The following is a 15,883-nucleotide window of genomic DNA, read 5'->3' as shown; positions in this document are numbered from 1 at the left end:
AAATATGAAAACTGTACAGGCAGCCATAGCAGGGTTGCAAGGAACAATCGTCATTCCAGGTGATAAATCAATTTCGCATCGTTCTGTCATGTTTGGTGCAATCGCCCACGGAAAAACAACGATTAAGGGCTTTTTACCAGGAGCAGATTGTTTAAGCACGATCTCTTGTTTTCGTGAGATGGGAGTATCGATCACGCAAGACGGAGATGAAGTAGAAGTAATTGGAACAGGAATGGAAGGTTTACAAGAAACGGAGCACGTACTTGATGTTGGGAATTCCGGTACAACGATTCGTTTATTACTTGGAATATTAGCGAATACGAACCTTCATTTTTGTTTGCAAGGTGATCATTCTATTGGAAAACGACCAATGAAACGTGTTACAAAACCGCTCAGCCTAATGGGTGTGGCAATTGATGGAAGAGAAGACGGAACATATACACCGCTAACGATACGAGGAGGTAATCTTCAAGCAATTGATTATGTTTCGCCTGTTGCAAGTGCGCAAGTAAAATCGGCTATTTTATTAGCAGGTCTAGGAGCACGGGGTGTAACAAGTGTTACAGAACCTCATGTATCAAGGGATCATACAGAGCGAATGCTTCAAGCATTTGGCGTCCAAGTGAAGCGAGATGGAACAAAAGTTTCAATAGAAGGCGGACAACAGCTAACAGGACCGAACATTCATGTGCCAGGAGATATTTCATCGGCTGCATTTTTTTTAGTAGGCGGAGCGATTACTCCAAATAGTAAGCTTACATTACAAAACGTTGGAATCAATCCAACAAGAACGGGAATTATCGATGTTCTTATAAAAATGGGGGCAAAATTAGCAATTGAACAATACGATAAAGATGTTGCAGAACCTGCTGCTAATCTTACAATTGAAACATCAAATTTAAAGGGAATTGAAATTGGCGGCGATATGATTCCAAGATTAATTGATGAAATTCCAATTATCGCTCTTGCAGCAACGCAAGCAGAAGGGATTACGATTATTAAAGATGCACATGAGCTGAAGGTAAAGGAAACGAATCGAATTGATACAGTGGTAGAAGAACTAACAAAACTAGGGGCACGTATAGAAGCGACAGATGATGGGATGATTATTTATGGGAAAACACCATTGAAGGGAAATACCGTAAATAGTCATGGTGATCATCGAATCGGAATGATGCTAGCAATTGCTGGATGTATTGCGAATGGAGAGACGCTGATCCAGGATGCGGAAGCTGTTGGCGTATCGTATCCAGGCTTTTTTAAAGAAATTGAGAAATTGAAGTTAGAAACCCGATAGATTGATATATATCGGGTTTTTCGTTTGTGAATTTTGTATTTTCTGATTATTGTGTTATATTTTAACATATTTCCAAAAGAATTCCCCTTCCTCAAGGAATGAGAAGGGTGAAGCCCAATGAGTAGGGAGGAGAATTCTTTTGGTTGGCCTAAGCCAAAGGAATGAAAAAGGAATTTCCTCCAATCAGATAGAATGTATGTAAAGAATGCTTTGGGTCTCAAAGTTATTATTTGCTGACTGTAAGCGGTGCACCATTAAAAGTTCTAAAACAATATATCGAAACACAAGGACATAACGAATGAGAGGTGATGACAATGTTGTTGAATCAAAAATATGAAATCTTTCCAACAGAAGCACAAAAAGAAGTGTTAAACCGTTGGCTACAATATTGTCGTCAAACCTACAACTCTGCCTTGCTAGACAAAGAACGGAAATATAAGAAAAACAAAGAAAATTACGATCGTTATGATATGCAAAGACAACTTACATTGGACAAGAAGACGTATCCTTTTCTAAAAGAAATGCCCTCTCAACCGCTGCAAGAAGTTTTTGCACGTCTGAAAAAAGCGTTTGATCATTTCTTTCGTAAAGATGCAAAGTATCCAAAACAGAAAAAGTATAAAGAGTATAATAGTATGACGTTTCCTCAATTTGGATTCAAACCAAACGGAAAGCATCGTTATGCGATGTCTTTTTCTGATAACTATAAGTTATACAATAAAAAATTGGGAGAAATAGAGATCCTACTTCATAGACCACTCGAAGGAACAATCAAGCAACTAATCCTCAAACGTCAAGGGAAAAGATGGTACGCTATTTTCAGTGTCGAAAGACAAGTGGTACCATCTGATATCGATACCAATCGTGCGATAGGAATTGACGTGGGATTACATAAGTATGCCGTTCTTTCTAATGGTTTAGAATATGAAAACCCTAGATTTCTCCGTGAAAAAGAAAAACAACTACAGAAAGCACAGAGGAAACTTTCTAAGAAGAAAAAGGGGTCTGCTAACTTTAGAAAACAGGCCGAGCGTGTTCGTAAGCTACATGAAAAAGTAGCGAACCAACGCAGAGATTTTCTTCATAAACTCAGTTACAATCTAGCGAAAGAGTATTCCGTTATCGTTGTAGAAAGTTTGAACATTCGTAACATGGTTAAAAATAGAAAGTTATCGAAGTCTATTTCTGATGCGGGATGGGGAATGTTTCGAAACATGCTTGCTTACAAATGTGAAAATCATGGTGGTGCACTCATCAAAGTAGAACCAAAGTATACTTCACAAGACTGTTCTGTTTGTGGAAATCGTGTGAAGAAGTCTCTATCTATTCGTACTCACATTTGTACAAAGTGCGGGACGGTATTGGATAGAGACTATAACGCGAGCCGGAACATCTTACAAAAAGGATTAGAAGAATTGCTTGCCATAAACTAAATTCTACAAACTGTAGGGCAGGGTTATGTCCGAACAGTATAATCTACGCCTGTGGAGACTGTGTAAGACGCAGTGGGACACCCCACTATGCGACGGTCTATGAAACAGGAAGCCCCTTTCTTCAATCATACCGTAAGGTGGATAAGGAGGGGTTATTCACTGTGCAATTATGAATACGCTGGAGGGGGAACGGAGTATGGAAGTAATTCAATTAGTAGAAGAACAATACCGGGAGGCAATTCGACTATCTGAATATGCCTTTCAATACAAGGTAGCAGAAGATCAAATTGAAAAACGTCTTCAGCTTATGAAAAAGTATCATCAAATATTTGGGATATTAGAAGAAAAAGAACTTGCCGCAAAATTACACCTTATCCCGTTTGAAATATTTTTAGGGGAAGAAAAGTTCAAAATGGGTGGAATTGCAGGCGTGGCTACATACCCAGAATTTAGACGAAACGGTTATGTAAAAAAACTATTAAAATATGTTTTAGAGACGATGAGACAAGACGGTTATAGCGTTTCTATGCTACACCCATTTTCTGTTTCATTTTACAGAAAGTATGGATGGGAACTGTTTGTGAATCGTCTTGTATGTTCATTAACAAAAGCGGATTTAATCATGAAAGAATATGTATCAGGAAGTATCAAACGATGTAAGAAGGACTCTCATTTGAAAGAGATTGAAATCGTATATGAGCAATTTGCGAAGAAATATTCCGGGATGTTAGTTCGAGAGCGAGATATTTGGTTAAATTTTGTTTATGGTGACCTAAATGCAGCTGTTTATTATAATCGAGCAGATGAGCCAATGGGCTATATTTTGTATAAAATAGAGAGCTCTAAGATGAAAGTAGAAGAATTTGTACCATTAAACAGTGAAGCTAGAACAGGTTTATGGAATTTCATCTGTCAGCATGACTCCATGATTCAAGAACTTGAGATGATCGTTCATGAAAAAGAGCCATTGCTGTTTTCACTGCAAGAGCCGCGTATTAAAGCGGAAATAAAGCCTTACTTTATGGTTAGAATCGTTGATGTTGAGCGTTTTATTAAACAGTATCCATTTGCTTGGGAAAATAACGAAGAAGAGGTTATTTTACATATTTCTGATTCATTTGCACATTGGAATAATCAAACAGTAGCTTTACGAGATAAAGAAGCAGTTATGGTAAGCAAAGAAGAAGCTGTAGCATTGAAAGGAAAAGGTGTACAATTAAATATTAACGCACTGTCTACAGCACTTTTCGGCTATAAAAGTCCGTGGGAATTATATCAAATTGGTGTCATTTCTGGGACGGAAAATGACATAAAACAATTTGAAAACTTAATTCCTTCCGAGCAGCCATTTTTTTATGATTTCTTTTAAATATATAGAATAGATAAAGAACATAAAAAGCGCTATGTAAAAGTAGTGCTTTTTATGTTCTAAAAAATTAAACAGTTTATCAATATATTCTATATATTGTAGGAATGTGATGGTAATAATAGCTGACTTGTGGATGTGGTGATATGAAAGGTGTTACCACTCCTACAACGGGACTTGCTGAATGGATAGCGGCAACGTGGATGGCGGGGGGTGTTACAGAAATACCGGCAACAACCCTTGTTGGAAAGAGGTTCATAATAAGTTCACTCCAATTGGTCGTGTTGCATTAGTATATTCTTTTGTTTGTTTGAAATGTGCAGGTGAAATGTAGTTAGGATTGCAAAGTACTCACATCTTAGGTTTGTCTTTTGAATATTCGCGAAATTTATGTATTAAATACTCAATTTCAATTTCTTTTAAATAATATTTATTTTATGATAATTTTAATTAAATTATATTTATTATCTGGAGGTGGCAATGGGAAATTATAGATTTTATTCGTTCTGGATAGCTCAAACAAGCATCTCGTTAGCTGATGTCGTATATATCATGGTCATTACGACTTACATTTATCAGAAAACGGAATCTGTATTATTCGCTTCTTTATTTCCTTTTTTAAAGGCTCTTACAAGATTAATAGCCGGATTAGCAGCGCCGCTAGTTCTGCAAAATATTTCTATGTCAAAAGCACTTGTAAACTTGCAAATTACTAAGGCCATTTTGATTACTTTATTATTATTAGGGTTTACATTTTTAACTTCTCATATTTATATTTTATTCTTTTTCATATTGATACTTTCTTTCGTAGAAGGATGGGGTAGTCCCTTATTAAATTCTATCGTTCCCCAAATTGTTTTAAAAGAAGAGCTTGTAAAAGTTAATAGCTTGTTAAGCATTTCCAATCAAGCGGTACAAATTGGCGGCTATACGCTAACAGGATTTTTTGTCGTAAAAATAGGATATACTCCTACTTTACTAATAACGGCTGTTTTGTTATGGATTTCGATTGTTTGTTTATACATAGCAATTCGCTCTCTTTACAATCAAATAGCAGGAAATCAAGATGCATCTAAATGGACTCTTATGAAGGAAGGTTGGATTCACCTTTGGAATAACTCAACTCTGCGATTCGTTACATTAATGGATGTAATTGAGGGGATTGCAGGTCAAATATGGGTTGGAGCGATTACATTGGTTTATGTAAAAGAAATACTTCACAAAGGAGAACAATGGTGGGGGTACATTAATGCTAGTTATTATATCGGTACAATTGTAGGAGGAATTATAACGATATATCTAGCAAAAAAGATTCAAAAAAATCTTATACTCAGCATGGCAGCAGGCTCTTTTTTATTTAGCATTCTTACTTTGTTATATGGGCTTAGTAGTATTCCTATCTTATCGCTTATACTCTGTATTGCCATGGGACCGGCATATCAAATACGGGATGTAGCACAGCAAACCGCATTTCAAATAAACATAGATGTGTCATTACTTCCGAAAGTATATGCATCTCGTAATGTTTTATTGTCAACGGTTTCAAGTGTTTCTATTTTTATAGTTGGAATTATAGCTGAATATTTAGGGATTAGAATGGTGTATATGTTTGGTGCTGTACTCATCTGTATTTCGGCAGGATTGTCTTTTGTGTTATTTCAAACAAAAAATACGAATTTACAATGTTAAGGAAATCCTAATTCCTCGCTTATAAAACTGAGAAATTAGGATGTAGTTATTTTGAAAAGCTAGATTTTTCAACCGAAAGCTTGAGAAGCAAGACTATAAAGTGTATGATTTCTTCTCGGTAATGTAATTGCGTTTTTAATCATTACTGGTGGTTGGTTTACTTTTTTAAATCCACATTGCTCTAAATAGGTTACAAATGAACTTTGTCCATCAGGTACATCTATTCTAAGTTTTCCTTTGTAGCCTGTGGCAAGGTGATGAATGATATGAGTTGCTACATCATGATTACGTGCTACTATGGGACCAAGAACTAAATGAATTGGTCCCTGTATGCTTAATCCATAGCCAATTACATCTCCAGTCTTTGCTCTAACTACTACTCCTTGTTTAGCCTGTTTCATTCTAGATTTAAGAAACAATTTTCTATCTGCTCCAACTGCACGTCGATCTAACTCACATACATCAGTAAAATGACTATCAGTTAGTGGAAGTATGTCGTAATCATGATTTTTTTCGATAGGGTAAAAGGAATGATTATTATCATTTAATAATTTATGTATGCAAGTAACGGATTGAAATCCTATTTTTTCATAGAGAGGATAGCCTTCTTTAGTTGCAACTAACATAATTGTAATTTTATTAGATACTGCATTAATACAAGCTTGCGTAAGCTTCTTACCTAATCCATACCCTCTGTAATTTTCATTAACTATTACCATTCCGATAGAAGCTAAGTTATTTCCATAAGGAATAAGGGCTGCACTTGAAATAATTTCACCTTGATTTGTTTTATGTCCATATATAGTACCTACTGACATAATTGTATTGATTTCATTCTCATCATAATCCCAGCCAATTGAAGCTGAAAGAGCAATAAGTTTAGGTATATCTTCTTTACAAAATTTATATATCTGAAGCTCATTTTGACTCTCCATAACAAACCCCCTCCACTTTGTATATGACTCAATACATAACAATTCCATTTTATCAATAATTTATAAAACTTCGATACTCAAAAGCTAGATAAACAAAAGTAAGAGAGTCATTTTATATTTAATAACTGACTCTTTAGTGGCGTAAAGATCCGTTAATTGTTTACTTGTAATAGTTTTCTTTGTCATCGATAATTTTAGCTATTATTTTGTTTTTGTGGAAAAGATACGAAAAAATTTTTTGAAAAGTTTTTTATATGAAAATAGAGGAGAATACTTATAAATAAATTCATTTTTCCAAGCTTTATAATTGGAAGTTTTGCGCTGAAACTTTAAAACATTGGAACCATTTCGATTGTTTTGATAGCTCATACATGAACATCTCCTTTTATCACTTTTTAATTAATACTGATATTTTATGGGAAATAATGTATAATTTACATACGATTAATAAGTTGTTTCAGTAAGATTACTTTCTTTTTATTGTTAAATTAGTGGATTGTGTTTAAAAAAATAAAGGGGAGTTGCATATGGATCAAATTGATTCAAAAATATTAGAGTTACTACAAAATAACGGTCGTATGTCAATGGTGGAATTGGGAAAAGAGGTAAATATGACTCAGCCAGCTGTTAAAGAAAGAGTCCGAAAGTTAGAAGATAAGGGGATTATCGAGAATTATCGAGCTATTGTATCACGGAAAAAGTTAGGAAAGGATACAACTGCATTTATTCTTTTTCAAGCAAACAACTGCAATCAATTTGTTGAGTTTTGTAGACAATCACCGCATGTCATCGATTTATACAGAATTAGCGGCCAATATAATTACTTGCTAAAAGTGGCGACAAGCTCTCCAGAATCACTAGAGACTTTTAGTGATTCATGTAATAAGTATGGCCGCCCGACAATTTTGATGGTATTGTCTACGCGTTTTGAACAAAAAGTTATGCTTCCTGAGTTTCTTTTAGAATAGGAATATATATTTGTAGGAAGAGAATTGTATTTAGACGACATTTCATGTATAGGATATTGAAGCAAAATTTATCCCGCACTAACGGGCAGTAAGACCCCTCACCTCAAGATTCAGAGAAAGTGAAGGAGATAGGTGAGGGATAACTGCCCGTAAGAGCCCGATTGGTTCAACTAACCATCAGTGGGGGATACACTGATGGTTAGTTGAACCTTATGAGAGAAAGACAGGGAAATTGTTGCAGAAAGCGATTTGATTTTCTTGCGGAAAATGAATCTATCGTTACTATTTATTCAAGTTCTACTATAGAATAGCAAGAGTTTAAAATAAGTGAGTCGTAAACGGTGACTCTTAAGGCAATTGATAAGAAAACGCTGAAAAACAGTAGTAGTCAAGGGGAGAGACATGAGCATACGCAGTAATGGGAGAATTGATGCATAGCGTAAACCAAACATTAAATAATGAAATAATAAGAGGTAATTCATAAAAAAAAGACCTAATAATATTAGGTCAGAAGAATAGGGTAACCACATATTAACATTTTTGTCAGTAGAGGTCTATACGTATCGTATTGAGAAAAATAAAAACGACTTGTGCCGAAAATAGGGGAATAAACAAACGAATGCGACTACGTGAAGGGCTACAGGATAGAAATCTACATAGAGAAGTTGATCCTACATTGCTTATATCACTCTTTATTTTGAAAAATTTGGATTATCCTATTTCCTTGCATGCCCAAGCGTCAATCTCGATTTTAAAGATAGGTGCAGCTAATGCGACTACATAAATCATTGTCGTACAAGGAAGGTGACCACTGAGAAAGTCACTTATTACTTCCTTTCTTTTATCAGAATCAATTTCTTCAACTAAATAAAAAACTAGCTTTGTCAAATCTTGGACATCCATGTTAGCGGATTCAAGATTTTTTCGGATATTGTCTAGTGCTAGTTGCATTTGTTCTACTGGATCTTCAGGTACGGTTCCATCTACACTCATACCTAATTGTCCAGATAATGTTAACCATCTATTAGGTCCATTTACTTCAATTTGGTGTACATAAGGAGCTACTGGTGAATGAATTTCTTTTGGGTTTCTGGATATTTTCATATAATCAATCCCTTATTGTAATATTTTAATTAAACTTCCTAATAAAATATTACAATAATCAGAAAACAAATACTATATTTTAATATTTAATGGAGGTGCAGTATGAAAAAAGTTTATGTAATGTTGGATGTTTGGGATGCCAATACATTACAGCAGCAAGAAAAAAACTAAACAAAATCATTATCTTGTAGAAAAGGGGAATGAGAGATGTTGAATTTACAAGGAAAATACAATGAAGCAAAAGTATTTACTAATCATGTTGAAGAGAGTGCTATGGGGCAAATTATTGACCTTTGTAACCAGGAGTTCGTCAAAGACAGTAAGATTCGTATTATGCCAGATACACATGCCGGAGCTGGGTGTACGATTGGAACAACAATGACAATTCAAGATAAAATCGTACCGAACTTAGTCGGGGTTAACTAATCGGCTCAGACTTTAAACTACTCACTCAATTGACTGGGAACCCTAACGTAAAGTCGAGGGTAATCAGCAGCCAGTGGTCATGGTGACATGATCGAATGGTTCAGAGACTTGTATCAGGTTGGCAGACTGGGATACAGAATTATTCCTCATCCTTTTGCTCTGAAACGCAGAATAGACGATGGTTGAGTCACATTAATAGTAAGAAACTATTAATGTATAAGGAGTGATAGAAAATGAGTAAGAAGAGCGACCTGTTTTGTTCAAACTGTCATAGACTTCACTATTGGATAGAAGAGGAATAATTAATACGGTGAGCCTGCGGTAGAGACTGCATATCTCGATGACCGTAGAGAAGGTATAGTCCACTCCTCAAGAAACTGGGGGTTAAGTGTGATATTGGTTGTGGTATGGAAGTCGTTGTAATTAATAAGAAAAAAGAAGAGATTAACTTTGATCAATTAGATGACACGATTCGAAAATACGTTCCAAGCGGCTTCAGTATCCGAGATAAAGAACATAGATTTTCAAAAATGATTCATTTTGACGGCGTGAGAGCACCATTTACATTACAACGTGCTCAAAAGAGTATTGGTACCCTTGGAGGAGGAAATCATTTTATTGAACTTAATGAGGATGATAAGGGAAATGTATACATTGTCATTCATAGCGGTTCCCGTAACTTAGGAAAACAAGTAGCAGAGTACTATCAAAACTTCGCATATGAGCAACTTATGAATGTTAAATCTGTTAAAGACGAAATCATTGAACGATTAACAAAAGAGGGTAGACAAAAAGAAATACATGAAGCCTTACGAGAAGTTAAAAAGCCGAATGTTCGCAAAGAACTAGCTTATTTAGAAGGTCAAGGATTCAAAGATTACATGAATGATATGAAGATTGCGCAAAAGTATGCTGAATTAAACCGTAAAGCGATGATTGATGAAATTGTCACTAGAATGGATTGGGAAGTAACTGATCAATTTACTACAATCCATAACTATATAGACATGGAAAATATGATTCTCCGAAAAGGAGCCATTTCCGCTCAAAAAGATGAACGAGTAATCATTCCCATCAATATGAGAGATGGTTCAATTATCGCATTCGGTAAAGGGAATCCTGATTGGAACTTCTCTGGACCACATGGAGCGGGTCGTATTATGAGCCGAAAGAAAGCGAAAGAAGTACTTAACTTAGAAGACTTTCAGAATACAATGACTGATGTTTGGACGACTTCTGTTGCCGAAAGTACTTTAGATGAAGCACCAATGGTATATAAACCAATGGCTGAAATTGTAGCAAATACTAAAGACACAGTTGATATCAAACGTATTATAAAACCTATTTATAATTTTAAAGCTAATTAATTTAGAGGTGTAGTATATAAATTACGGAGAAATGCTACTTTCGAAGCTAATAATGTAGGTACAATCGGTGAGTTGTGCGATCAGCTCGGCGCGATTATGTAGGAGCCGGGCGTGAAACCGGATATATGTATTACCTCTTATTATCGAATATAATCTTGTTTTACATTACGGATAGTGAGAAATATGTGAGTGTAAAGTGACAACAAACCCGACTCAATATGATATGAGTCGGGTTATTTTTAACTTATGTACAAAATTACTTATCAATTAAGTAAAAGCTTGTCTTCTAAGCGCATAGTAGAAGAAGTACCGATTAACAACATAAATATAATACATACAGTAAAGGACAAAATTCTATTTATTGTACGCATATTTTAATTTCTCCAGTCTTATGTTAATCCCGTTTTTTTGTAAATTTATCATAAAGTTTCTTTTGCGCCCACCGTCCAAATTTAAGAAAACATATTAAACCTGTTCCCAAAAGAATGATTACTCCATCCAACAATTTTTTCCCACGGATTGTTGGATGGAGTAATCATTAACCCTATAATAGATACAGATATTACGACATAAACTAAAATATATAATGGTTTATACGATGGAGTTTTTATATCATTTTTTCTCCTTAGGTTTTTCGAATTTAAAACTACGGGTCTAACTCGTTAGCATTTCTGTTAAATTTTATGCTTTAGGATGCGTTTAAATATATTGGTACTACTTCGTATATACGTACTTAATTTCGCTGATAAAAGTCTCGGAAAAGTAACTATAAAGTTTAAAGTAACGGGAGGTAAAGAATAAATTTGAAAGGCGTGCTATAGATAGTAGGTGGTATGTGAAATAATAAATACAGCTGACCTCATATAGGAGTCAGCTATATTTATTATTTTAATCCTGTGTTTTTTCTTTTCTAAATTCATTTCGCTTTTTTAGCCAAATATGAATTAAATGTACTAATTCAACTGTTTCTATCTCGCAAAATTCACCCTTACCATCTTCAGCTAAATTGTCTAGGACAGTAGTTGTATCTCTTCGAATTTCTAAGCCGCAAATATTACCATTGACTTTTCCGTAATCCATTTCTCCGTTTAAAACACTATGTATTTCTTCTAAAATCCAATCTCCAAAAACAGATACTTCAACCCCTAAAAAAGTTTCAACAAGTTTAATTTCTTGGGGTAGTCTCATAACTAATTTTCTATTGTTAAGTACTTCAAAACTATATTGATATTTCATTTTTATTATACTTCCTTATATTAAAGTAAGCGAAAAGTATACGAAGAAAAGATCGCCTATTACGGGCGGTCTCTTTTTACTAGATTGTTTTAACGTTACGACTGTTTGTTCAAGCCATTCCAATGGTGTTATTTCTAATCCTTCAAAATATATTCCATCTTAATATGAATTTCTTCATAGAAACTAATTTTTTTAGTTGTTATCTTTATAAACTTTTTGTGCTTGTCCCCAAACTTCAATTAATTTTCTTAATTCGGTTGTTTCTATTTTACATATATTAGGGTCGTGGATAGAATATAAATCGGCAATTATGGTCTCATCCTTTTTTATCTGAACTGCACATAATGTACCTTGAAATTCATTATATTCTTTTAAGTTATTTAATACTTCATCAATCTCTTGCAACCACCATTTAATTGGAATACCTTGTATATCGTTTTCTAAAAATGTTGCCACAATTTCTAGTCCTTTTGGTAATTCTATTTTTAAAGAATCTAGACCTTCATTTTTTGTTATAGTATAGTTATATTTCATTTTTGGTACCTCACATTCTTCAATACATTGGATAAACAGTTATGATTTTATCATTAATAAGAACCAACCTAATGTCCATTCCTGCTGATGTTCTACCTGAATATAAATTACCATATTAGTATAAATTTTTATATTGATATAAATAGAAAATTTGTGTTGTAAAGATGTTTTTTAAGGTCCAAAAGTCAATTCAATTATAAAAATAGTGTATCATCATCTTTTAATATTAATGGGAAATTTATAATGTATTTACAATTCATTAATATCTGATTGTTAAAATTTCACACATAGCGAAGTAGAGGGGAAAGGGGGACGAGAGAATGAGACAATTGGCGAAGTGTAAAGCATTAATATCGGAATATCGTAGATAATGCGCTTTGGCCATTGTTTGATGGAATACACGATTTTCGAGGGAATGAGGAGATAAACGTAAAGTAAAACTGCCTTTAAAAGGGCCGCTCCTTTTTTACTACAAATGACCTTATCTAGCCCAACAACATTATTTGTATGTTATTGAGCTAACTGATGTATGGCTTAAATAACTACTTGATTCGTACCATGTAGGTTTTAGAATTTCAAAATTTTTGTGGTCTTCCAGTATAACGTATAATCGACCTATCATTTCTTCTAATTGTTTAGGCGCAAAACGTAAGGACCATACAACTGATGAGAAGATAACCATTCCAGAATAGATAGAATAAAGTATCCAAAAATCTTCAGGAACATCTTTATTAAAATATCCATCAATTTGTCCGATTGAAAACGGGACACTTCGTTCTCTTTGAAATAAAGCTACTTTTACAAAGTCATGAAGTGGATCTCCCCAATCAAAATTATTAAAATCAATGACACCAGCAAATTTTTTATCTTTCACAATAATATTTTCTAGATGAAAATCATCATGTTGAAATCGATTCGGACGTTTTTTTATATGCTGTTTATTTTCCTCAATGAAATCCATAATTTTTTCATCATTTTTAATCCTTATACCACAAGCTTTGTAAGCATTTAGGTATCTATAATGCTTTTCCATCGCGCGGTCATACCAGGTATTAATTGTTGGAGGAGCTTCATACGAATGCATCCTAGATAGTTGTATTCCTGCTTCCATTCCAATGTTATATTGATCTTCCTTTGTTAGCGTGTGTATTATGTCTTTTGCGTCTACGCCATCTATAAAAGAGTATATATTATAGCAGGAGTTGAACTCTTCAATCATACCTATATCAATAGGCTGAGGAGATATAACTCCGAGATTTTTCATATTTTTTAATATTTGGAACTCTGTTTTCTTCTTTTTATAGCCCTGTATATCACCTATTCGTAATAATAATTTCTCATTATCAAAATGAGCTACATATTTTTTATCTGGTGAGTATCCTTTTGATAATTCTTCAATTTTTTTAGCGTTTTGAAGTAATGTTACTCTTTCTTGAAGAATCTGTATAACATCGCTCATAGATTAAATGCCTCCATCATCTCTTCTATATTTTTGTAAAATTAGAAAAAACCGCTATATTATAACTTTAATATACCCAGAAAATACGCGAGTAGTAAACTATCGATATAGAATTTAGTGATTGTTGTAAAAAGTTCGCTAATAATTCAGTAAAATCAAGCGTTTAACATAATCTATTGTCTTTCCTATATTTACTACTGTATAATGTGAATACAGTTTAAAATACGTGAATCGTAATCTGTCTTTTTGAATTAACGTGTGAGAAACCGCTGAAAACAGCGGTATTACTAGGAGGAACTAAATGATTACAGTAAGTAACGTAAGTTTACGTTTTGCAGATCGTAAGCTTTTTGAAGATGTTAACATAAAATTTACACCAGGCAATTGTTACGGTTTAATCGGAGCAAATGGTGCTGGTAAATCTACATTCTTAAAAATTTTATCTGGTGAAATTGATCCATCAACAGGAGATGTTCATATTACACCAGGTGAGCGTTTAGCTGTTTTAAAACAGAACCACTTTGAGTATGAAGAATTCCCAGTATTAGAAACAGTTATTATGGGACATACACGTCTTTATGCAGTAATGCAAGAGAAGAATGCGATTTACATGAAAGAAGATTTCAGTGATGAAGATGGTATGCGCGCAGCTGAGCTAGAAGGTGAATTTGCTGAGTTAAACGGTTGGGAAGCAGAATCAGAAGCTGCAATTCTTTTAAAAGGACTAGGCATCGGTGAAGACCTTCATGCGAAAAAAATGTCTGAGTTAACAGGGGCAGAGAAAGTAAAAGTATTACTTGCACAAGCACTATTTGGTCAACCGGATATTTTATTACTAGATGAGCCTACGAACCATTTAGACTTAAAAGCAATTCAATGGTTAGAAAACTTCTTAATGAACTTTGAAAATACAGTTATCGTTGTATCCCATGACCGTCACTTCTTAAATAAAGTATGTACGCATATGGCGGATCTTGATTTTGGTAAAATTCAACTTTATGTTGGTAACTATGATTTCTGGTATGAATCTAGCCAATTAGCATTAAAATTAACACAAGATGCGAATAAGAAAAAAGAAGAGAAAGTAAAAGAGTTACAAAACTTTATTGCGCGTTTCAGCTCGAACGCTTCAAAAGCGAAGCAAGCAACTTCTCGTAAGAAATTATTAGATAAAATTACATTAGATGATATTAAACCATCTTCTCGTCGTTATCCGTTCGTTGGTTTTACACCAGAGCGTGAAGTAGGGAATGATTTATTATCAGTGGAAGGTCTTTCTAAAACAATTGATGGTGAGAAAGTATTAGATAACGTGTACTTCACTGTTAATAAAGGTGATAAAATTGCATTCGTTGGACGTAATGAAATTGCAATTACAACTTTATTTAAAATTTTAGCAGGTGAGATGGAGCCAGATAGCGGTTCATTTAAATGGGGCGTTACAACATCTCAGGCGTACTTCCCAAGAGATAACTCTGAGTACTTCGATAATAGCGAGATGAACTTAATTGAATGGTTACGTCAATTCTCGCCACAAGATGAGTCTGAAAGCTTCTTACGCGGATTCTTAGGTCGTATGCTGTTCTCTGGTGAAGAAGTAAAGAAAAACGTTTCTGTTCTTTCTGGAGGAGAAAAAGTACGTTGTATGCTTTCTAAAATGATGTTAAGCGGTGCAAACGTAATAACATTTGATGATCCAACGAACCACTTAGACCTTGAGTCTATTACAGCATTAAACAATGGTTTAATGGCATTTAAAGGAACAATTTTATTCACATCACATGACCATCAGTTTGTTGAAACAATCGCAAACCGTATTATTGAAGTAACACCGAACGGTTTAGTTGATAAACAAACGACATATGATGAGTATTTAGAAAACGAAGAGCTTCAGAAACAAGTAGAAGCTATGTATAAAGAAGCAAAATAAATATTAATATTAACATCCCCTTTATGTAGAGGCCACTGAAAAACTTAAGTTTTTCATCTCATAAAACATATGTAAAACAAGAAAGGCGGCTTTTTGTTCAATTTTGAACGAAAAGCCGCCTTTCTTTCTATATTTTTGT

Annotated in this window: 12 protein-coding genes and 2 pseudogenes; 8 read left to right on the top strand and 6 right to left on the bottom strand. The window is 34.2% G+C overall.

The window, feature by feature from the left end; all coding sequences use genetic code 11:
* The first annotated feature begins 4 nt into the window (after positions 1-4).
* The 4 genes from aroA (at position 5) to MR076_RS22075 (ending at position 5,785) form a co-directional block, all read left to right on the top strand.
* Positions 5-1,297 carry a 3-phosphoshikimate 1-carboxyvinyltransferase gene (aroA, locus tag MR076_RS22090; protein ID WP_242224187.1) on the top strand — a complete coding sequence of 431 codons (1,293 nt, stop codon included), beginning with the start codon at positions 5-7 and terminating at the stop codon, positions 1,295-1,297.
* Between the two features lie 308 nt (positions 1,298-1,605).
* Positions 1,606-2,730, top strand: a complete 1,125-nt coding sequence (locus tag MR076_RS22085) for an RNA-guided endonuclease InsQ/TnpB family protein (protein ID WP_242224185.1) — start codon at positions 1,606-1,608, stop codon at positions 2,728-2,730.
* 196 nt (positions 2,731-2,926) lie between these two features.
* Positions 2,927-4,099 (top strand): GNAT family N-acetyltransferase, encoded by a 1,173-nt coding sequence (locus MR076_RS22080; RefSeq protein ID WP_242224184.1) that lies wholly within the window; start codon positions 2,927-2,929, stop codon positions 4,097-4,099.
* Positions 4,100-4,576: 477 nt separating this feature from the next.
* Complete coding sequence (locus MR076_RS22075; RefSeq protein WP_242224182.1) at positions 4,577-5,785, top strand: MFS transporter; 1,209 nt, start codon at positions 4,577-4,579, stop codon at positions 5,783-5,785.
* 68 nt (positions 5,786-5,853) lie between these two features.
* Here the strand turns inward: MR076_RS22075 and MR076_RS22070 are convergent, their stop codons facing one another.
* Positions 5,854-6,720, bottom strand: coding sequence for a GNAT family N-acetyltransferase (locus MR076_RS22070; RefSeq protein ID WP_242224180.1), 867 nt, complete (start codon positions 6,718-6,720; stop codon positions 5,854-5,856).
* Positions 6,721-7,247: 527 nt separating this feature from the next.
* Here MR076_RS22070 and MR076_RS22065 point away from each other — a divergent pair.
* Positions 7,248-7,688 carry an Lrp/AsnC family transcriptional regulator gene (locus MR076_RS22065; RefSeq protein WP_242224178.1) on the top strand — a complete coding sequence of 147 codons (441 nt, stop codon included), beginning with the start codon at positions 7,248-7,250 and terminating at the stop codon, positions 7,686-7,688.
* A 711-nt stretch (positions 7,689-8,399) separates the two neighbouring features.
* On the opposite strand, the gene MR076_RS22060 is transcribed toward MR076_RS22065, so the two are convergent.
* Positions 8,400-8,792, bottom strand: coding sequence for a RidA family protein (locus tag MR076_RS22060; RefSeq protein ID WP_242224176.1), 393 nt, complete (start codon positions 8,790-8,792; stop codon positions 8,400-8,402).
* 207 nt (positions 8,793-8,999) lie between these two features.
* On the opposite strand from MR076_RS22060, the pseudogene MR076_RS22055 reads away from it, so the two are divergent.
* Both MR076_RS22055 and MR076_RS22050 read left to right on the top strand, forming a co-directional pair.
* Positions 9,000-9,215: pseudogene (locus MR076_RS22055) on the top strand (RtcB family protein); the annotation flags it as partial.
* Positions 9,216-9,625: 410 nt separating this feature from the next.
* Positions 9,626-10,585: an RtcB family protein gene (locus tag MR076_RS22050; RefSeq protein WP_242224172.1), complete on the top strand. Its 960-nt coding sequence runs from the start codon at positions 9,626-9,628 to the stop codon at positions 10,583-10,585.
* A 394-nt stretch (positions 10,586-10,979) separates the two neighbouring features.
* Here MR076_RS22050 and MR076_RS26620 read toward each other — a convergent pair.
* The 4 genes and pseudogenes from MR076_RS26620 to MR076_RS22035 form a co-directional block, all read right to left on the bottom strand.
* A pseudogene (locus MR076_RS26620) lies at positions 10,980-11,196 on the bottom strand (hypothetical protein).
* 277 nt (positions 11,197-11,473) lie between these two features.
* A complete protein-coding gene (locus MR076_RS22045) occupies positions 11,474-11,821 on the bottom strand; it encodes a hypothetical protein (protein ID WP_242224171.1) in 348 nt (115 codons plus the stop codon).
* Positions 11,822-12,013: 192 nt separating this feature from the next.
* Positions 12,014-12,355 carry a hypothetical protein gene (locus tag MR076_RS22040; RefSeq protein ID WP_242224169.1) on the bottom strand — a complete coding sequence of 114 codons (342 nt, stop codon included), beginning with the start codon at positions 12,353-12,355 and terminating at the stop codon, positions 12,014-12,016.
* A gap of 499 nt (positions 12,356-12,854) precedes the next feature.
* Positions 12,855-13,814: an aminoglycoside phosphotransferase family protein gene (locus MR076_RS22035; protein ID WP_242224167.1), complete on the bottom strand. Its 960-nt coding sequence runs from the start codon at positions 13,812-13,814 to the stop codon at positions 12,855-12,857.
* 301 nt (positions 13,815-14,115) lie between these two features.
* Between MR076_RS22035 and MR076_RS22030 the strand changes: the two genes are divergently transcribed.
* Positions 14,116-15,744, top strand: coding sequence for an ABC-F family ATP-binding cassette domain-containing protein (locus tag MR076_RS22030; protein WP_242224165.1), 1,629 nt, complete (start codon positions 14,116-14,118; stop codon positions 15,742-15,744).
* Positions 15,745-15,883: the final 139 nt, after the last annotated feature.

It is taken from the genome of Bacillus cereus group sp. BfR-BA-01380 (assembly GCF_022663535.1).
GTDB classification, from domain to species: domain Bacteria; phylum Bacillota; class Bacilli; order Bacillales; family Bacillaceae_G; genus Bacillus_A; species Bacillus_A cereus_BB.
This window is presented reverse-complemented; position numbering and strand designations above follow the sequence as displayed.